This is a genomic window from Halovulum sp. GXIMD14794 (assembly GCF_054457455.1).
Window position 1 is genome coordinate 112,041 of record NZ_JBTLNF010000009.1, and the last position, 17,035, is coordinate 129,075.

Genomic DNA, 17,035 nt, shown 5'->3' on the forward strand with positions numbered 1-17,035 from the left:
ATGACCGAGATCACCGCAACTTCCGTGGACGGGCTGAAAGGCCCGTCCGCCGGCGCCCTGCGCCCGCCGCGCCAGCTGTCCCAGCGCCGCGCGGCCCTGATCCTTCTGGCGCCGCTGCTGATCTTCTTCGGCGTGTCGGTGGTCTATCCCGTGATCGAGACGATCCGGCTGAGCTTTTTCGAGATCAAGGGCCTGGCCCCGCCCAAGCCGGTCGGGTTCGGCAACTACATCAAGCTTTTCAACGACGAGAACTTCCTGCGGGCGCTGCGCGTGACCTTCGTCTGGTCGGTCTCGGCGACCGTGTTTTCAGTGGCCATCGGCTGGGCGCTGGCCATGGCCTGCGCGATGAAGCCGCGCGAGACGCTGATCTTCCGCGTCATGATCTTCGCGGCCTACGGTGTCAGCGAGGCTGTGGTCGGCTTCATCTGGGTCGGCATCTACCGCCCCGACTACGGTCTTCTGAACAGCATCCTTGGCGCGGTCGGGCTGGAAAACTTGCAGGAGGCCTGGCTCGGCAATCCTTCGACGGCGTTGGGCGCCCTGATCGTGGCCTATGTCTGGACCCAGGTCGGGCTGCCGCTGATGACCTGTTTCGCCTCGATCCAGTCGATTCCGCGCAACCTTTTCGAAGCGGCCTATATCGATGGCGCTAAGCCGATGTCGACGATGCGCCACATCGTGATGCCGCTGTCGCTGCCCGGCGTGCGCGTGGCGATCTTCATCAACCTGCTGCAGAGCCTCAAGGCGTTCGACCTGATCTACATGCTGACCGGCGGTGGCCCTGTCCGGCAGACCGAGACCGTGGGCTTCTTCATGTTCCGCGAGTCGATGCTGAACTTCAAGATGGGCTATGGTGCGGCCAGCACGGTGATCCTGCTGCTGGCGGTGCTGGTGGTCTCGACCCCGCTCATCGCGCAGCGCACGAGGGCGAGCAGATGATCGGCAAGACCCCCCGCTGGATCCTTCCCGTCGTCGCGCTGGTCGCGCTGATCTGGATCGTGCCGCTGATCGGCCTTGTCACCATGTCGATCCGCCCGCTGTCCGAGACGACGCTCGGCTGGTGGTCGACCGAGAAGATCACCTTCACGCTCGACGCCTGGAAGCACGTGTGGGAGCGGTTTCCGCTGGCCTATGCGACCTGGGTGTCGGCGAAGATCGCGGTGATCTCGACCTTGATCCCGATGATCATGGCCCCGGCTGCGGCCTATGCGTTCCAGTATCTCAGCTTCCCGCTGCGCCGGGTGCTGCTGCTGATCATCGTCAACGCGTTCGTGCTGCCGAACCAGGTGGTGGTGATCCCGCTGTTCATGCTGTGGCGCGACCTGGGCATGATCGACAACATCTGGTCGGTCATCATCCCCTTCGCCGGGCTCAGCTTCGCCTGGGCGGTGTTCCTGGTGAAGAACTACCTCGAGGATTTCCCGAAGGACCTGATCGAGGCGGCGCAGATCGACGCCTGCGGCCCGGTCGCGCGGTTCTTCCACATCGTGCTGCCGAACATGCTGACCCCGATCGCTGCCGTCGCGATCCTGCAGTTCATGTGGACGTGGAACGGCCTGCTGCTGCCGGTCGTGTTCCTGCGCGAGGAGCTGCCGCTGACCGCCCTGCTCGCCCGCGTGCAGGGTGTCTACGACGGCAATCTCGACCAGGTCGCCGTGGCGGCGATCATCACGACGATCGTGCCGCTCGTCATATTCGTGGTGTTCCAGCGCTATTTCACCGCCGGAGCGGCCACCAAGACCGGAAGCAAGGAATGACCAAGGCCTTTCCCCCGCTGCGCTATCGCCAGATCCACCTGGACTTTCACACCTCCGAAGCAATCGGCGGTGTGGGCGCGGATTTCGACCCCGACCGTTTCGCCGACACGCTGGCGAAGGCGAACGTGGACAGTGTGACGCTGTTCGCCCGATGTCACCACGGCTGGGCCTACTATCCCAGCGAGGTGGGCCCGGCGCATCCGGGCCTCGCGCGGCCCGACCTTCTGGGCGAGATGATCGAAGCGTGCCGGGCGCGCGATATAGAAACGCCGGTCTACATCACCGTGCAATGGGACGAGCACATCGCCCGCACCCGGCCCGAATGGCGTTTGATGAGTGCGACCAACCGCTCGCAGCATCCAAGCGCGGACACCTCGGCCTCGCGCCAGCTGACGCCGACATGGCATACGCTGTGCCTGTCGAACGAGGGCCTGCGCGACTACGTGCTGGCGACCGGGCAGGAGGTGGCGCGGAAGTATAGCCCGCCGGGCCTGTTCTTCGATATCGTCAACGCCTTCGACTGCGTCTGCCCGACCTGCACGGCCAATATGCTCGAGGCCGGGCTGGACCCCGAGAAGCCCGAGGACCGGGCGGAGAATGATCAGCGCACGGTCGATGCGTTCCGCGCGCAGGTCTCCGAGGCGCTCTGGGCGGAGTTCCCCGAGCTGCGGATCTTCTACAATGCCGGGCATATCAACAAGCGCGACCGGGACCAGTACCGGACGTATTCGCACCTCGAGATCGAGAGCCTGCCGACCGGCGGCTGGGGCTGGGACCATTTCCCGTCGAGTGCCCGCTACGCTGTGCCCGCCGGGTTCGACACGCTGGGCCAGACGGGCAAATTCCATACGCTCTGGGGCGAGTTCGGAGGCTTCAAGTCAGCGGAGTCGCTGGACTACGAATGCGCGCAGATGGCGGCGCTGGGCACGAAATGCCTTGTCGGGGACCAGTTGCACCCCTCGGGCGCGGTGAACCCGGATACCTACGCCCGGATCGCCCCCGCTTATGCCCGCGTGAAGGCGCTGGAGCCTTGGCTGAAGGGCGCGCGGCAGTTGTCGGATGTGGGCATCCTCGCGGTCGAGCACTTCGCCCCGCCGGGCGGTCGGCGCAACGCCCAATCCGATGACGGCGCGGCGCAGATGCTGCTCGAGATGCAGATCCCGTTCGACATACTCGACCGCGGCAGCGATTTCGACGCCTATCCGCTGCTGATCCTGCCCGACGATATCCCCGTCGACGACATGCTGGCGGCGCGGCTGAAATCCTACCTGGACAACGGCGGCCGCCTGATCGCCTCGGGGCGGTCGGGACTGGGTCCGGCGGGGGAGTTCTCTCTGCCGCTTGGGATCGAGGACCGGGGCGGCGAGACCGTTTTCGATCCGACCTACCTGCGTGCCGAGGGGCTGGACCCGCGCCTGCCCGAGACTGCGCTTGTCGTCTATGCTCCCGCACGGCAGGTCGCGCTGAAGGGCGGGCAGGCGCTGGGGCAGGTCATGCGTCCCTATGCCAACCGCAGCTGGCGGGCGTTCTGCTCGCACCAGCATTTCCCCGACGATCCCGCCGCCGAGCCGCTCGGGCCGGGGATCGTCGTGACCGGGAACACCGGCTATATCGCCTGGCCGATCTTCTCGACCTACAAGCGCATCGGCCAGCCGCTTTACAAATACGCGGTCGCGGGGCTGATCGACCGGCTGCTGCCGCGCCGCCGGCTGGTGACGGACCTGCCCTCGGGCGGGCGGGCGACCGTGACCCGGCAGGAGGGGCGGACCATCCTGCACATGCTCTACGGCGGGCCGCAGGTGCGCGGCGTCGCGGTAGACGACCTGCAGCACGGGCAGCGCCATATCGAGATGATCGAGGACATCCCGCGCCTCGGTCCGCTGACCGCTTCGGTGGCGCTGGAGTCGAAACCGGCACGCGTGGTCTCGGTGCCGGACGGCGCCCCGCTGGATTGGGATTGGGCGGACGGGCGCGCTACGGTGCGGCTGGACGGCCTTCACATCCATCGCGCCGTCGCTTTCGAGGACGCCACATGAGCACCACCCGCCAGCGTACCGTGACGATCACCGAAGTGGCCGAGGCCGCCGGGGTCTCGATCGGCACGGTCTCGCGCTTCCTGAACGACCTGCCGGTGAAGGAGGACAACCGCGAGCGGATCGCGGCGGCCATCGACAAGCTCGACTACCGGCGCAATGCGCTGGCCTCGGCGATGAAGGCGGCGCGGACCGGGGTGATCGGGATACTTGTCCCGAACCTCGACGGTTTTCATAGCGCGTTGGTCGAGCGGCTGGTCGCGGACCTGCGCGCAAAGGGGCTGATGAGCCTGACGCACTGCCACGACAACTCGCCCGAGTCCGTCTCGGCCGCGCTGGATTTTTTTCGCAACTACCGGGTGGATGCGCTGGTCATGGGCGGCTCGCCGGATCATGTGCAGGCGATCCGCGACCTTGTCGGGCTGGGCACGCCGGTCATCACCTATGACAACCCGCAGCCGCGTGTGGCGCTGGACGGGGTCGAGGTCGACAATGCCGGCGCCGCCGAGGCCGCGACGCGTCATCTGATCGAGGCCGGGCATCGCCGGATCGGCATCATCACTGGCCCTTTGCTGAACCAGACTGCGATCTCGCGACTCGAAGGCTGGCGCCGCGCGATGGAAGCGGCAGGTCTGCCGATCGCCGAGCACCTGATGCAGGACGGCGGATGGAAACGCGTCACCGGGGCTGAGGCGATGAAGCGGATGCTGGATGAAGGCCCGCCGCCGACGGCGGTCTTCGGGTCGAGCTACCGGATGAGCATCGGCGCGATGAACGTGCTGCGCGAGCGGGGGCTTTCGATCCCGCAGGATGTCTCGCTGGTCAGTTTCGACGATGTCGAACTGTTCCGCCTGATGACCCCGGCGATCACCGTCGTCGCGCAGCCGGTCGAGGCCATCGCCGATGCGCTGACTGCGCGTGTCGCGGAACGCACCGGGCGCAAACGCCCGAGCGAGGAGGACGCCCACCGTGACGTGCTGCCTTGCAAGCTGATCGTGCGCGACTCGGTCGTCGCACCAAGAGAACAGAGGGAAGGAGGACCCGCCGATGCCGGTGCTTGAACTGGACGCCATCAACAAGTGCTACGGCCCGGTGGAGGTCGTGCCTTCGCTGGATCTGGAGGTCGAGGAGGGTTCGTTCACCGTCTTCGTCGGACCCTCGGGTTGCGGCAAGTCCACGCTTCTGCGGATGATCGCGGGTCTGGAGGAGATCACCGACGGCGAGTTGCGCATCGACGGCAAGCGGATGAACGACGCCACCCCGGTCGAACGCGGCGTGACGATGGTGTTCCAGAACTATGCGCTCTACCCGCACATGACGGTCGAGAAGAACATCGGCTTCGGCTTGCGGATGTTGGGCGTGCCGCGCGCCCAGATCGCCCAGCAGGTGCAGAAGGCCGCGCAGACGCTGCAAATCGAGCCGTTGCTCAAGCGCAAGCCCGCGCAGCTTTCGGGCGGACAGCGCCAGCGCGTCGCCATCGGCCGGGCCATCGTGCGTGAGCCAAAGCTGTTCCTGTTCGACGAGCCGCTGTCGAACCTCGATGCCGAGCTGCGCGTCGCGATGCGGGTCGAACTGGCGAAGCTGCATCAGGAAATCGGCGCGACGATGATCTACGTGACCCACGACCAGACCGAGGCGCTGACGCTGGCCGACAAGATCGTCGTGCTGCGGGCAGGCAAGATTGAGCAGCAGGGCAGCCCGATGGAGCTTTACGAGGATCCGGCGAACGAATTCGTCGCCGGGTTCATCGGCAGCCCGCGGATGAACTTCCTCGAAGGACAGTTGGCCGGGCAGGGCGCCTCGCTGAAGGTCGGGGCGGAGTTGGGACTGCGCCCCGAGGGGCACGACTGGCAGGGTCCGCTCAAGGTCGGCGTCCGGCCCGAGCATCTGCAGCCCGGCTCCGGCGGCGCGCTCGACGTCACCGCCCGCGTTGACGTCGTCGAGAACCTTGGCGGCACGCGCTACATTTACGGCACGCTTCCCAGCGGCGAGAGCGTCATTGCCGAGACGCGCGATCCGCGTCCGCCGCATCCCGGCGAGCATGTGCCCCTGACCGCCGCCGCCCAGCACCTTCTGGCGTTCGAGCCGGATGGCGCCCGCCTGCGTGGCAGCTTCTCGGATGCGGTCCCGGCATGAGCCACCGCATCGCCGAAGTGCGCCCGATCCATACGCGGATCGGGCAGCGCAACCAGCTTCTGCTGAAGATCACTCTGGAAGACGGCACCTATGGTTGGGGCGAAAGCGGCTTCACAGGCCGCGAACGTGCGGTGCTGGGGATGTTGGAGCATTTCACGCCGATCCTGTTGGGCCAGGACCCGTTCCGCATCGCCCGGATCTGGCAACAGCTCTACCGCAGCCAGTACATGGAGGGCGGGACGGTCATCGGTGCGGCGCTCTCGGCTATCGACATCGCGCTGCACGACATCAAGGGCAAGTGCCTCGGCGTGCCGGTCTGCGATCTTCTGGGCGGACGCCAGCGCGACCGGGTGCCCTGCTTCGCCTCCACCGCGCGCGAGCCGGACGAGGCGATGATCGACGAGGCGAAGAAGCTGGTCTCGCTGGGCTGGAACTGCTTCCGCCTGTCGCCTGCGCAGCACTACACCAAGGACATCTACGACGCCCGCGCGTCGATAGCCGAGACGGCGAAGTGGATGACCCGTGCCCGCGAGGAACTGGGGCCGGGGCCGATGATCGGGCTGGACTATCACCACCGCCTGTCGGTGGCCGAGGCGGCGATGTTCTGCCAGATGATGCCGCCCGCGACGCTGGACTTCCTGGAAGAGCCGATCCGCGACCAGACCGCGGACGCCTACCGCGCCCTGCGCCGCATGACCCCCATGCCCTTCGCGATCGGCGAGGAGTTCAGCTCCAAGTGGCAGGCGTTGCCCTACGTCGAGGGTGATCTGGCGCAGTTCATGCGGATCGACCTGTGCATCGTCGGCGGGCTGACTGAGGCTATGAAGATCGCGGGTTGGTGCGAGGCGCATTACGTCGACATGATGCCGCACAACCCGCTGGGGCCGATCTGCACGGCGGCGTCCGTCCACATGGGCGCGGCGATTGCCAATTTCGCCTATCTCGAATGCCGGGACACGCCGGTCGAAGCCTGCGGCTTCGATGCCCCCGAGGTCTTCCCGGTGCAATGCCGGCTGGACGGTGCGGCCTACCCGGTGCCCGACCTGCCGGGGCTTGGCGTCGAGGTGGATGAGAGCAAGCTGGCCGAGCCGCTGCCGGTCGAGCGCGTCGGCGCGCCCCGGCTGCGCCGCCCGGACGGGGCGGTAGCCAATTGGTAGAGGCTTCTTGCGGGTGTATGCAGAAAATACCGTTGACGTCGCGTGGATTGGTACAATAAGCATAATAATCTAGATCGCGGGAGAACGCGCGCTCGCACGAACCGCCCCGCAAGAGGGCGCAAGGGGGGAAGTCGACACGCATGGCGGAAGCTCAGGGCCGAAGGCCGATCATGGAGGCGCGCGGCGTCTCGAAGCACTACGGCGGCATCGTCGCGCTGGATGACGTGGACCTGACGCTCTACGAGGGCGAGGTTCTGGCCATCGTCGGCGACAACGGCGCGGGCAAATCGACGCTGATCAAGGCGCTGACCGGTGCGATCCCCAAGACATCGGGCGATATCCGCATCGACGGACAGGAAGCTCATATCGACAGCCCCAGCGCCGCCAAGGGGGCGGGGATCGAAACGGTCTACCAGGACCTGGCGCTGGTGAACGAGATATCCATCACGAAGAACGTGTTTCTGGGGCGCGAGATCCTGCGCGACGACTGGCTGGGCCGGTTCTTCGGCGTCTTGGACTTCCGCAAGATGGATGCCGAGATCCGCGCGTTGTTCGGCAAGCTCGATATCCGTATCGCCGACATCTACCGCGACGCACAGGCGTTCTCGGGCGGGCAGCGGCAGGCGGTGGCGCTATCCAAGACGGTGATGTTCGGCAAGCGCATCGCGATCCTAGACGAGCCGACCGCAGCGCTGGGCGTGCGTGAAAGCAAGATGGCGATGGACCTGGTCCGCTCGCTGAAGGACCACGGGCTGTCGGTCATCATGATTACCCACAACATGCAGCACGTCCTGAACTACTGCGACCGCGTGATGGTGCTGCGGCTCGGCCGTCTGGCTGCCGTCCGCGACGTGGCCGATGTCGACGGTGACACACTGGTCGGGCTGATCACCGGTGCGACCGAGGCGGACGCCAGGGGAGCGCAGGCATGAGCGCGCAGGACAGCAGCAGCGCGGTGTCGACACCGGGCGGCAGCACCGGCAACTGGGCGGTGCTCAAGCACGAGCTGATGCAGATCTGGCAGGTCATCGCCGCGCTGGTGGTGATCTACCTCGTGTTCTTCATCCTCTCGCCGCCGTTCCGCAGCTTCGATACGGTGCTGTCGATCTTCGGTCAGGCCTCAATCCTGGCGATTCTGGCCTGCGGAACGACGATCGTCCTGATCTCGGGCGGGCTGGATCTGTCGGTCGGTTCGATCTTCGCGGTGGTCGGTGTGGCGGTCGGGATCTTCCTGGCCGAGTACGAGCTGCCGGTCTGGCTTTGCGTGATCCTCGGCCTCGGCATCGGGGCGGGCTTGGGCGCGCTCAACGGCACGATACAGGTGCTGACCGGGGTGCCGGCCTTCATCGTGACGCTTGGCGGGCTCACCGCCTACAAGGGTGTGGCCGAGATCCTGGCCAGCGGACGTGACCTGTCGCGCTTTCCCGACGCGTTCCAGTTCCTCGGCTCTGGCTACCTGGTGCCGATGCTGATCATGTTCGGCGTCGCGCTGCTGACCGGCCTGTTCCTGACCAAGACCCGCCTCGGCAGCCGCGCCTTCGCCATCGGCGGCAATGAAGAGGTCGCGCGCCTCTCGGGGGTGCCGGTCGCGAAGAGCCGGATCTACTACTACATGCTCGGCGGCCTGCTGGCCGGGCTCGCGGCGATGGTCGAGGTCGCCAAGCTGAACTTCGCCATGCCCTCGCGTGGGCAGAGCTACGAGCTTTTCGCCATCGCGGCGGTGGTCATCGGCGGGACCAGCCTGTTCGGCGGCCGCGGCGGCGTCGGCAAGACGCTGATCGGCATGATGATCATGCAGACCATTACCGTGGGCCTGTCCTACATGGGCGTCGGCACCTCGTACCAGCGCATCGCCATCGGGATCATCATCATCGCCGCCGTCTACTGGGACGTCTGGCGGCGGCGAACGCGCTGAGAAACGGAATTCACAACCCCGCCGGGTAAAGGGCGGATCATCTAGGGAGGACTGCAACAATGGCATTCAAGGGGATCAAGCTGACGCTTGCCGCCGCGGGCATGGCAACGGCGATGGGCGGACTGGCGCAGGCGCAGGACATGCGTATCGCGTACACCGGCTTCTCGACCGACAACACGTTCTGGATCGGTGTGGCCGAGGCCGCCGCCGCCAAGGCGGGCGAGCTGGGTGTCGAGTTCATCGACATGACCGCCTCGTCGCCCGACAGCGCGGCGCAGAAGGATGCCGTGGACCGCGCCATCGACATGGGCGTGGACGGGATCATCATCGGCTCGGTCGACAACCGCGCCTTCGACGCCTCGCTCGACCAGGCGGCCGAGAAGGGTATCCCCGTGGTCGCCGTCGACACCGGCATCGACCACTCGCATATCTCCAGCCTCGTGCAGACCGACAACCTTGCCGCTGCGGGGATCGCGGGCGAGTACATCGTCGGCCAGATCGACGGCGGCTCGGTACTGATCCTGGGCGGCTCGGCGGGGCACCAGACCGGCAACGCGCGGCGGGATGGCGTGAAGACCGCCGCCGAGGCCGCGGGCCACGAGGTCATCTTCCAGATCTGCGACTGGCAGGATGCCTGCGCCTTCGAGACAACGACCAACTTCCTGCAGTCGAACCCGGACATCACGGCGATCTTCTCGGCTTGGGATCCGGGCGCGCTGGCCGCCGTGTCCGCCGCCAAGGCACTCGGCAAGCTGGACGAGCTGGTGATCGTCGGCTTCGACGGCAACCCGGCGAACCTCGTCGCGATCGAAGAGGGCGAGCAGGACGCGACCATCAAGCAGGACAACACCCGCATGGGTGCCGAGGCCGTGCAGAACCTGGTCAACATCATCAACGGCGAGGACGCGCCGGAGGTGGTGCCGATCGACGGCATCCTGATCACCGCCGACAACGTCGCCGAGTTCAAGTAAACCGAAACGGCCGGGCGACAGGTTCGCCCGGCCACCTAAATAGAAAGCCAGCACCATGAAAACGCTCGTGATAGACCGGGTCGGCCACGCCGAGTTCCGCCAGATCGAGGAGCAATCTCCCGGGCCGGGCGAGGTGCTGGTCGACGTCCACCATGTAGGGCTCTGCGGAACGGACCTGAACACGTTCTCCGGCCTTAACCCGCTGGTCGAGCTGCCCCGGATCCCGGGCCACGAGATTGGTGGCGTGATCGCCGCGACAGGCGAAGGCGTAGCGCCTTCGCTGACGGTCGGCAAACCGGTGATCGTCATTCCCTACACGACCTGCGGCACCTGCACGTCTTGCCGGGCGGGCCGGGTCAATGCCTGCCGGTACAATCGTACGCTGGGCGTCCAGCAGGACGGCGGCCTGCGCGACCAAATCGTGCTACCCGCCGACCGGCTGATCGTGAACGAGGCGCTGCCCGCAGCGCAGCTGGCGCTGGTCGAGCCGCTCTCGGTCGGCTTCCACGCAGTGGCGCGCGGCAGCGTCGCTGCCAAGGAACGGGTGCTGGTCCTGGGCGGAGGCATGATCGGCGTCGGCGCGATCCTCGGTGCCCTGGCGCGCGGCGCGACGGTTATCGTCAGCGAGGTCTCGGAAACCAAGCGCGAGCTGCTGCTGGCGCTCGGCGTCTCGGAGGTCATCAACCCGATGAGTGAAGACCTGCCCGCCGCCATCGAACGCCTGACGGACAGCGATGGCGCGGACGTGGTGATCGAGGCCGTGGGCCGCCCCGAGACCTTCCGCCAGTCCATCGACCTCGCCGCCTTCTCGGGGCGGGTGGTCTATATCGGATACGCCAAGGCCGAGGTCAGCTATGACACCTCGAAGTTCAACCTGAAGGAGCTGGACATCTTCGGCTCGCGTAATGCGACGCGCACCGATTTCGAAGCGGTGATCGCCTATCTGACCGCGCATCCGGATGTGGCTGAAAGACTGATCTCGAAGACCTTCGCCTGGGGCGAGGCCGAGGGTGCCTTCGACTACTGGACCGCAAACCGCGACGCGACCTTCAAGGTCATGATCGAATTCGACGAGGCAGGGGCATGAGCAAGCTGGACGACATCTACGGCCTGAACGGCCGCACGGCGCTGGTAACGGGCGGCGGCTCGGGGATCGGCAAGGCGATCGCGACCTGCCTTGCCCAAAGCGGGGCCAACGTCGTCATCGCTGGCCGTCGCAAGGACGTGCTGGACGAGGCCTCGGCCGAGATCGGCAAAGGCTGCAAGACCGCCGAGCTGGACATTACCGACCTCTCGTCGATCCCTCGCTTCGAAGAAGCGCTGGCCGAGCGTGTCGGCCCCATCGACCTGCTGGTGAACAATGCGGGCAACACGCTGAAGAAGCCGTTCGAGGACCAGTCCATCGGCGAGTTCGACCAGGTCTTCGACGTCCACGTGCGCGGCGCTCTGGAACTCAGCCGCCAGGTCATCCGCCGCCTGCTGGCCGAAGAGCGTGAGGGCTCGGTACAGTTCATCTCGTCAATGACGGCCTATATCGGCCAGCCGATGGTCTCGGGCTACACGATCTCGAAGACCGCCATCAATGGTGTGATCCGCGGGCTCGCGGCCGAGTTCGCCGCGCGCGGCATCCGCATCAATGGCGTGGCCCCCGGCTGGATCGACACCGACCTCTACCGCAAGGCCACCAAGGGCGACATTCCGCGCCAGCAGAAGATCCTTGGGCGGATCCCGATGAACCGCCTTGGCCAGCCCGAGGACATCGGCTGGGCCTGCGCCTTCCTGGCTTCACCGGCGGCGAACTATGTCAACGGCCAGGTGCTGCTGGTCGACGGTGGCGGCGCGACGGGCTTCTGAGATGGAGACCAGACCCGTTGGCCGGACCGATCTGCGCGTGACGGAATTGTCTTTTGGCTGCGCGAGCCTCGGAAACCTCTACACCCGTGTTGAAGACACTGACGCCCAGGCTGTGCTGGAGCGCGCCTGGCAACACGGCATCCGATATTTCGACACCGCCCCGCATTATGGTCGCGGCTTGTCCGAAGCGCGGTTGGGAGCCTTTCTCAAGGGGCGAAACCGCAGCGACTTCGTGGTCTCGACCAAGGTCGGGCGGCTGCTGTCACCGGGCGCGCAACTGGCCGAGGCTGACGGGTTCGTCGACCCGCTGCCCAACGACGTGCGCTACGACTACTCCGGCGACGGGATCGAAGCCGCATTCGAGCAGAGTTGCGAGCGGCTGGGCATCTCGACGGTTGATATCGTCTACGTCCACGACATCGGTGAGTACACGCATGGGCCCGAGGGAAACGCTCCGCACATGGAAGCGCTTCTGGGCAGTGGGCTGGAGCGTCTGCAAAAGCTGAAGCAGCAGGGCCGCATCCGCGCCTTCGGGCTGGGCATCAACGAAACCGCCGTCTGCGTCGAGGTGATGAAACATGCCTCTCTCGATGTGATCCTGCTGGCCGGGCGGCTCTCGCTTCTGGACCGCGCGTCTGAAACCGAATTCCTGCCGCTCTGCGCCGAAGCGGGCACCAGCCTAGTCCTGGGCGGTGTGTTCAACTCGGGGATTCTCGCGACGGGCGCGGTCGACGGGGCGACCTACGATTACGCGCCCGCCTCGGACGAGATACTCGACCGGGTGCGCCGGATGCAGGCGCAGGCCGAAGCCGAGGGGATCCCGCTCGCCACCGCCGCGCTGCAGTTCGGCAAGGGGTTCGCGCAGGTCGCCTCGATCCTGATCGGCACCGGCAAATCGCGCTCGCTTGACCGCAACGCGGCGGCGTTCGCGGCACCGGTGGACCGAGGCGCGATCGAACGCATCGCCGCGGCGGGCTGAGGTCAGAGACCCGCCAGTTCCTCGATCACGCCGACGACGGCCGTGACCTTGGCCGGGTTCAGCGCGTCGGGGTGCGGGTCGGCGAAGCGCTGCGCGTCATTGTCGAAATAGCAGCCCGAGGCCTTGGCGAAGGCCTCGGAGGTTGCCGCGCGGACCACCACGTCCGCGCCGATCCCGATATCCGAGCCCGCGACGCCGAAGCCTTACTTCACCATCTTGGTCGCCAGCAAAGAGCCGGGATTGACCGCGATCATGACCGGCCCCTTGCCGGCGCCCATCTGCTGCGACCACATGGTCAGCGCCAGCTTGCTCTGGGCATAGGCTTCCATGTCCGAGACGCGCCTGCGCCCGGCCAGCGCCGCGAGATCCACGGTGCCCTGCGCCGCAGAGGACAGGTTCACCACCCGGCTTCCGTCGCCCAGCAGCGGCAGCAGCAGGTGCGTCAGAAGGTAAGGGGCGACCGTGTTGACCACAAAGCGCAGGTCCTGGCCGTTCTCGGCAATGGGCTGGGGGATGCGATAGACGCCTGCATTGTTGATCAGGACATCCAAGTTCGCGTGATTCGCCCGAACGGCTTTCGCCAGGGCGCGGACGTCCTCCAGTCGGGACAGATCGGCGGCAAAGGTCTCGACCGCTGCCGCACTGCGCGCGGCTACCGCCCGTTCAGCGCTCGCCAGCTTGTCCGGGTTGCGCCCGTGCAACAACAGGTGGTGGCTGTCCGCGGCCAGCAGCTTGGCGGGTTCCAGACCGATGCCGTCCGTCGCGCCTGTGATGAGGATGGTCTTCGCCATCATGGTTCATTTCAATTTTCGTCCGCGCGTTCGCCCTCAGCTGCGTCAGGCGAGGTCGTCCTTCCCCTCGATCAGGAAATGGAAGCTCTCGGACCCGGCAGCGTGGGCCTTCAGGTGAGGAACGTAGTCAGGATCGTTCATGAACGCGACAGCGGCATCGCGCGAGGGCCACTCGATCACGATGCGCAACGCGGCATTGGTCTCCACGCGCTCCAGTTGTTCGTGCGTGGCCGTCCGCGCCAGGTATTTGCCGCCATGCTGTCCTTCCCCCCTTAAAACTGGGCCGTTACATTGGCAGCGAGAGGGGGATTGGGCATGGCCAGGAAGCGTCACTCAGACGAAGACGTACGGAAACTACTGCGTGAGATCGAATTGAAGCTGTCTGCTGGGGGCGATGTGGCCTCGGCCTGCTGCAGTTACGGGATCAGCGATGCGACGTACCACAGTTCGCGGAAACGTTTCGGCGGGATGGGACGCGCGCAGTTGTCAGAGCTGACGAGCCTGGAGAAGGAGAACGCCCGGCTGAAGAAGATCGTGGCGGACCTCGAACTCGGCAAGCTCACTCTTAAGGACAGCCTCAACCACCTAAAGCCCCGGGCCTGACCACAGAGGAGCTTCGTCAGGCCGTCATTCACACACGCCAGTAGCTCGCGACGTCCGAGCGACGGACATGCCGGGTGATCGGCCTGGCGCGGAGATCCCTGCGATACCGCCCGGCGGAGAGAGACGACGATGCGCTAGCGCAAGCGACTCTATCACAAGGACAGCTCGATCGTCCGCCTTAGGCCCACACATCCGAACCATGTCTGGGCCATCGACGTCATGCACGACAAGCTCAGCAATGGCCGTCGCAACAAGATGCTCACGGTGCTGGACGAGTTCACGCGACAGGCACTGGCGGTGACAGCACGCACCATGATAGGAGCCGAGGACGTTCTCGAAGCGCTCTTTCCACTCATCCTGAGGCGCGGCACCCCAGAGTGCATCCGGTCAGATAACGGACCTGAATTCGCCGCCGAAGCAATGGAGGACTGGCCTCGACGCGTTGGCATCTTGCCGATACCCATCTACCCGGGGTCGCCCTGGGAGAACGGATACAACGAGCGGTTCAATGGCACACTGCGCCGGGAAGTTCTCAATGCGGAGCGGTTCACGACAACGAAGCAGGCACAGATCGCCATCGATCACTGGCTCAGGCAGTATAACCAAACCCGACCCCATCAAGCGCTCGATATGCGTCCGCCGGTCTCGGATACCTTATTGGAGAAACCCCTGATCAGTGGCCCGGAGACAGGGGCTAGACACAGACTGGCTGACTTTTGCTCCGCCCCGTGGCCGGATTTTGCTCCGCCGTTGACACCCATTCCGCGCTCGGGAACTTGACGCCGAGCGCCTTTGCGGCCCAACTAAAACCAGCCCGAAAGGTCGCATGAGGCCCGGACCAGAGACGGGGTGAAGTCCAGCCCACGATGCACTAACAATCAAACCGGACCACCCGATGGGGGCAGCGCACTGGCACTTGGTGGCTGCTGCAGAAGAAGCGGGCGCGGCAGATGTTGGATGGGACTGCAAATGACAAAGAGACTAGCCCTTGATTTCGGTGTGTAGTCCGAGAAGGATTTGACCACGATGGCCGAGCAGTTTGAAAATGGTGCCAACGACACAAGCCACCCTCTGGAAGAGGATGGGTTGCCCCTGCGGTGTGTCTGGCCCGAGTTGCCGGGCCACGAGGAATGGACACCGTTTCTAGATGCCCACAAAGATGGAAACTGGCATTCGAATTTCGGGCCGATTTGCCGCGAGTTCGAAACGACGCTCTTTCAGGAATATGGCCAGCCCGGAGAAGTCGTCGTGTCCGCCTCAAGCGCGACCGCTGGTCTCACCGCTTGCCTCGTTGCGAGACGCCTTCGCGGAAAGGTCCTCTGTCCAGCCTTCACGTTTCAGGCCAGTGCCTGTGCGATCCTCGCGGCTGGTTGCGAACCCGTTATTGTCGACGTCGAGGCGGATACCGGGCTCGTATCGCCGGAAAGACTGGCGGATGCGCTTCGTGTGACGCAAGCCCGCGCCGCCTTGCTGGTGGCGCCCTACGGCATTAGGTGCAACTTCTCGGAACACGCCGAAGTCTGCGCAGCGGCTGGTGCCTATCTGATCATAGACAACGCCGCAGGCCTTGGAATTGACCGAGCGTCCGCAAAAACTCCGGTCGTCGCCGAGCATGTCGCCGAGGTGTTTTCGCTTCACGCCACGAAACCGTTTGGTATTGGCGAGGGCGGCGCGGTATTCGCCGCTGCTCGGATGGAAACTGCGCTGCGTTCGGCGATGAACTTTGGTCTGGCGTCACACACGGCCGATGGCACGTCCGCGAAACCGTTCTGGGGCATCAACGGAAAATTGTCCGAGGTCGGTGCGGCCATCGGGCTTGCCGTGGCACGGACGATGCCGCAGCGGGTTCGGGCACGACAAACGATGGCGCGCGAATGGATCGACACGTTCGCGGAATTGCCGGACATCGTTTTCTGCCGCGATCCGTCTCTGTCCCCCTGGCAGGTATTTCCCATCATCCTGTCGTCCGAACGCATGGTCACCGAATTCCAGTCGCAGATGCTCGCCCGTGGGGTGGACCTGCGGCGCTACTACTTTCCCAGCCTTGGCGCGTGCCGCGGTATGGAATCCGTATCAGATTGCCCGAACGCTCAGGCTTTGTCGCAACGTGCCATCGTGCTGCCGGTCCGATCTTTCATGACGCAAGAGCGACGGCATGATCTGTATTCTGCGACCCTGACGAGTCTGAAGGCAACACACGCAACAGGGTCGAAGCGATGTCATGTGGTTTGAACGCTGATTTCCTTTCCGGTCAGGAACTTGCGGATTTCGGCGTAGAAGACGCCGAGATCCGGAACATCCTGATCCACCGGACCGCCGTGATCGTCGATTTCGCGCGGATCGAGATGGGGCGGAATGTGCGCATCGATCCCTTTGCAGTGATCACCTGCGCCGGGCTAAAGATCGGCAGTCATGTCCACATCGGTTCGGGATGTGCGCTTTCCGGTTCAGGGTGTGTCTCGATCGGCGACTTCAGCGGGCTGTCGCCTCGCTGCCTCGTATTCTCGTCTACCGATGACTACTCGGGCGAAAGCCTGACCAATCCGACCGTTCCGGCGCATCTTAAGGATGTGACAACGGCGGACGTGACACTGGGACGGCATGTCATCGTCGGAGCAGGCACGATCATCCTGCCCGGTGTGACCATCGGCGACGGCGCCTGCATCGGAGCCGCATCGCTGGTCAAAGGAGATCTGGACGAATGGTCGATCTATGCGGGTACGCCGGTTCGGCGCTTCGCTGACCGCTCCAGAAAATGCGCCACTATGGAAAATTTACTTTGACCGAGCAATGATACCTTTCGAACCGCAGCCTCACGAATTCCAAAATGCAAACTGAA

At 65.2% G+C, this 17,035-nt stretch carries 19 protein-coding genes; 16 read left to right on the top strand and 3 right to left on the bottom strand.

The window, feature by feature from the left end; genetic code table 11:
- The 12 genes from ACW9UR_RS21275 (at position 1) to ACW9UR_RS21330 (ending at position 12,802) form a co-directional block, all read left to right on the top strand.
- Entirely contained in the window at positions 1-939 is a 939-nt protein-coding gene (locus tag ACW9UR_RS21275; RefSeq protein WP_458919080.1) for a carbohydrate ABC transporter permease, read from the top strand.
- Positions 936-1,757, top strand: coding sequence for a carbohydrate ABC transporter permease (locus ACW9UR_RS21280; protein ID WP_458919081.1), 822 nt, complete (start codon positions 936-938; stop codon positions 1,755-1,757). The genes ACW9UR_RS21275 and ACW9UR_RS21280 overlap by 4 nt, the downstream gene beginning before the upstream one ends.
- Entirely contained in the window at positions 1,754-3,793 is a 2,040-nt protein-coding gene (locus ACW9UR_RS21285; protein ID WP_458919082.1) for an alpha-amylase family protein, read from the top strand. Before ACW9UR_RS21280 ends, ACW9UR_RS21285 begins: the two co-directional genes overlap by 4 nt.
- Positions 3,790-4,851: a LacI family DNA-binding transcriptional regulator gene (locus tag ACW9UR_RS21290; RefSeq protein WP_458919083.1), complete on the top strand. Its 1,062-nt coding sequence runs from the start codon at positions 3,790-3,792 to the stop codon at positions 4,849-4,851. The genes ACW9UR_RS21285 and ACW9UR_RS21290 overlap by 4 nt, the downstream gene beginning before the upstream one ends.
- Positions 4,838-5,926, top strand: a complete 1,089-nt coding sequence (locus ACW9UR_RS21295) for an ABC transporter ATP-binding protein (protein ID WP_458919084.1) — start codon at positions 4,838-4,840, stop codon at positions 5,924-5,926. Before ACW9UR_RS21290 ends, ACW9UR_RS21295 begins: the two co-directional genes overlap by 14 nt.
- Positions 5,923-7,083 carry a mandelate racemase/muconate lactonizing enzyme family protein gene (locus ACW9UR_RS21300; protein ID WP_458919085.1) on the top strand — a complete coding sequence of 387 codons (1,161 nt, stop codon included), beginning with the start codon at positions 5,923-5,925 and terminating at the stop codon, positions 7,081-7,083. The genes ACW9UR_RS21295 and ACW9UR_RS21300 overlap by 4 nt, the downstream gene beginning before the upstream one ends.
- 140 nt (positions 7,084-7,223) lie before the next feature.
- The gene (locus ACW9UR_RS21305) at positions 7,224-8,015 is read left to right on the top strand and encodes an ATP-binding cassette domain-containing protein (RefSeq protein ID WP_458919086.1); all 792 of its coding nucleotides are present in this window, start codon (positions 7,224-7,226) and stop codon (positions 8,013-8,015) included.
- On the top strand, positions 8,012-8,998 hold the full coding sequence (locus tag ACW9UR_RS21310) for an ABC transporter permease (protein ID WP_458919087.1): 987 nt from the start codon (positions 8,012-8,014) through the stop codon (positions 8,996-8,998). Before ACW9UR_RS21305 ends, ACW9UR_RS21310 begins: the two co-directional genes overlap by 4 nt.
- Before the next feature lie 59 nt (positions 8,999-9,057).
- A complete protein-coding gene (locus ACW9UR_RS21315) occupies positions 9,058-9,969 on the top strand; it encodes a sugar ABC transporter substrate-binding protein (RefSeq protein ID WP_458919088.1) in 912 nt (303 codons plus the stop codon).
- A gap of 55 nt (positions 9,970-10,024) precedes the next feature.
- Positions 10,025-11,056: a zinc-binding alcohol dehydrogenase family protein gene (locus tag ACW9UR_RS21320; RefSeq protein WP_458919089.1), complete on the top strand. Its 1,032-nt coding sequence runs from the start codon at positions 10,025-10,027 to the stop codon at positions 11,054-11,056.
- A complete protein-coding gene (locus ACW9UR_RS21325; protein ID WP_458919090.1) occupies positions 11,053-11,823 on the top strand; it encodes an SDR family NAD(P)-dependent oxidoreductase in 771 nt (256 codons plus the stop codon). Before ACW9UR_RS21320 ends, ACW9UR_RS21325 begins: the two co-directional genes overlap by 4 nt.
- A 1-nt stretch (position 11,824) precedes the next feature.
- A complete protein-coding gene (locus ACW9UR_RS21330; RefSeq protein ID WP_458919091.1) occupies positions 11,825-12,802 on the top strand; it encodes an aldo/keto reductase in 978 nt (325 codons plus the stop codon).
- 2 nt (positions 12,803-12,804) lie between these two features.
- Here the strand turns inward: ACW9UR_RS21330 and ACW9UR_RS21335 are convergent, their stop codons facing one another.
- From ACW9UR_RS21335 to ACW9UR_RS21345, 3 genes are read right to left on the bottom strand one after another with little or no spacing between them, the layout of a single operon-like run.
- Positions 12,805-12,963 carry a hypothetical protein gene (locus ACW9UR_RS21335; protein WP_458919092.1) on the bottom strand — a complete coding sequence of 53 codons (159 nt, stop codon included), beginning with the start codon at positions 12,961-12,963 and terminating at the stop codon, positions 12,805-12,807.
- Between the two features lie 42 nt (positions 12,964-13,005).
- Positions 13,006-13,596 (bottom strand): SDR family NAD(P)-dependent oxidoreductase, encoded by a 591-nt coding sequence (locus tag ACW9UR_RS21340; RefSeq protein ID WP_458919094.1) that lies wholly within the window; start codon positions 13,594-13,596, stop codon positions 13,006-13,008.
- A gap of 42 nt (positions 13,597-13,638) precedes the next feature.
- Positions 13,639-13,926, bottom strand: coding sequence for a DUF1330 domain-containing protein (locus tag ACW9UR_RS21345; protein ID WP_458919095.1), 288 nt, complete (start codon positions 13,924-13,926; stop codon positions 13,639-13,641).
- On the opposite strand from ACW9UR_RS21345, the gene ACW9UR_RS21350 reads away from it, so the two are divergent.
- The 4 genes from ACW9UR_RS21350 to ACW9UR_RS21365 all read left to right on the top strand — a co-directional run bounded on the left by ACW9UR_RS21350 (position 13,909) and on the right by ACW9UR_RS21365 (position 16,979).
- On the top strand, positions 13,909-14,196 hold the full coding sequence (locus ACW9UR_RS21350) for a transposase (RefSeq protein ID WP_458919096.1): 288 nt from the start codon (positions 13,909-13,911) through the stop codon (positions 14,194-14,196). The two genes, ACW9UR_RS21345 and ACW9UR_RS21350, sit on opposite strands and share 18 nt — an antisense overlap.
- Before the next feature lie 168 nt (positions 14,197-14,364).
- The gene (locus tag ACW9UR_RS21355; RefSeq protein WP_458919292.1) at positions 14,365-14,976 is read left to right on the top strand and encodes an integrase core domain-containing protein; all 612 of its coding nucleotides are present in this window, start codon (positions 14,365-14,367) and stop codon (positions 14,974-14,976) included.
- 246 nt (positions 14,977-15,222) lie between these two features.
- Positions 15,223-16,428: a DegT/DnrJ/EryC1/StrS family aminotransferase gene (locus ACW9UR_RS21360; protein ID WP_458919097.1), complete on the top strand. Its 1,206-nt coding sequence runs from the start codon at positions 15,223-15,225 to the stop codon at positions 16,426-16,428.
- A complete protein-coding gene (locus ACW9UR_RS21365; RefSeq protein ID WP_458919098.1) occupies positions 16,425-16,979 on the top strand; it encodes an acyltransferase in 555 nt (184 codons plus the stop codon). Before ACW9UR_RS21360 ends, ACW9UR_RS21365 begins: the two co-directional genes overlap by 4 nt.
- The last annotated feature ends 56 nt before the right edge of the window (positions 16,980-17,035 follow it).

Bases quoted from the DNA above. Each gene is read 5' to 3' on its own strand.
- ACW9UR_RS21330 (WP_458919091.1), top strand. From the start codon at position 11,825: ATGGAGACCAGACCCGTTGGCCGGACCGATCTGCGCGTGACGGAATTG.
- ACW9UR_RS21320 (WP_458919089.1), top strand. From the start codon at position 10,025: ATGAAAACGCTCGTGATAGACCGGGTCGGCCACGCCGAGTTCCGCCAG.
- ACW9UR_RS21295 (WP_458919084.1), top strand. From the start codon at position 4,838: ATGCCGGTGCTTGAACTGGACGCCATCAACAAGTGCTACGGCCCGGTG.
- ACW9UR_RS21360 (WP_458919097.1), top strand. From the start codon at position 15,223: ATGGCCGAGCAGTTTGAAAATGGTGCCAACGACACAAGCCACCCTCTG.
- ACW9UR_RS21280 (WP_458919081.1), top strand. From the start codon at position 936: ATGATCGGCAAGACCCCCCGCTGGATCCTTCCCGTCGTCGCGCTGGTC.
- ACW9UR_RS21290 (WP_458919083.1), top strand. From the start codon at position 3,790: ATGAGCACCACCCGCCAGCGTACCGTGACGATCACCGAAGTGGCCGAG.
- ACW9UR_RS21315 (WP_458919088.1), top strand. From the start codon at position 9,058: ATGGCATTCAAGGGGATCAAGCTGACGCTTGCCGCCGCGGGCATGGCA.
- ACW9UR_RS21275 (WP_458919080.1), top strand. From the start codon at position 1: ATGACCGAGATCACCGCAACTTCCGTGGACGGGCTGAAAGGCCCGTCC.
- ACW9UR_RS21300 (WP_458919085.1), top strand. From the start codon at position 5,923: ATGAGCCACCGCATCGCCGAAGTGCGCCCGATCCATACGCGGATCGGG.
- ACW9UR_RS21305 (WP_458919086.1), top strand. From the start codon at position 7,224: ATGGCGGAAGCTCAGGGCCGAAGGCCGATCATGGAGGCGCGCGGCGTC.
- ACW9UR_RS21285 (WP_458919082.1), top strand. From the start codon at position 1,754: ATGACCAAGGCCTTTCCCCCGCTGCGCTATCGCCAGATCCACCTGGAC.
- ACW9UR_RS21310 (WP_458919087.1), top strand. From the start codon at position 8,012: ATGAGCGCGCAGGACAGCAGCAGCGCGGTGTCGACACCGGGCGGCAGC.
- ACW9UR_RS21340 (WP_458919094.1), bottom strand. From the start codon at position 13,596: ATGATGGCGAAGACCATCCTCATCACAGGCGCGACGGACGGCATCGGT.
- ACW9UR_RS21350 (WP_458919096.1), top strand. From the start codon at position 13,909: ATGGCCAGGAAGCGTCACTCAGACGAAGACGTACGGAAACTACTGCGT.
- ACW9UR_RS21325 (WP_458919090.1), top strand. From the start codon at position 11,053: ATGAGCAAGCTGGACGACATCTACGGCCTGAACGGCCGCACGGCGCTG.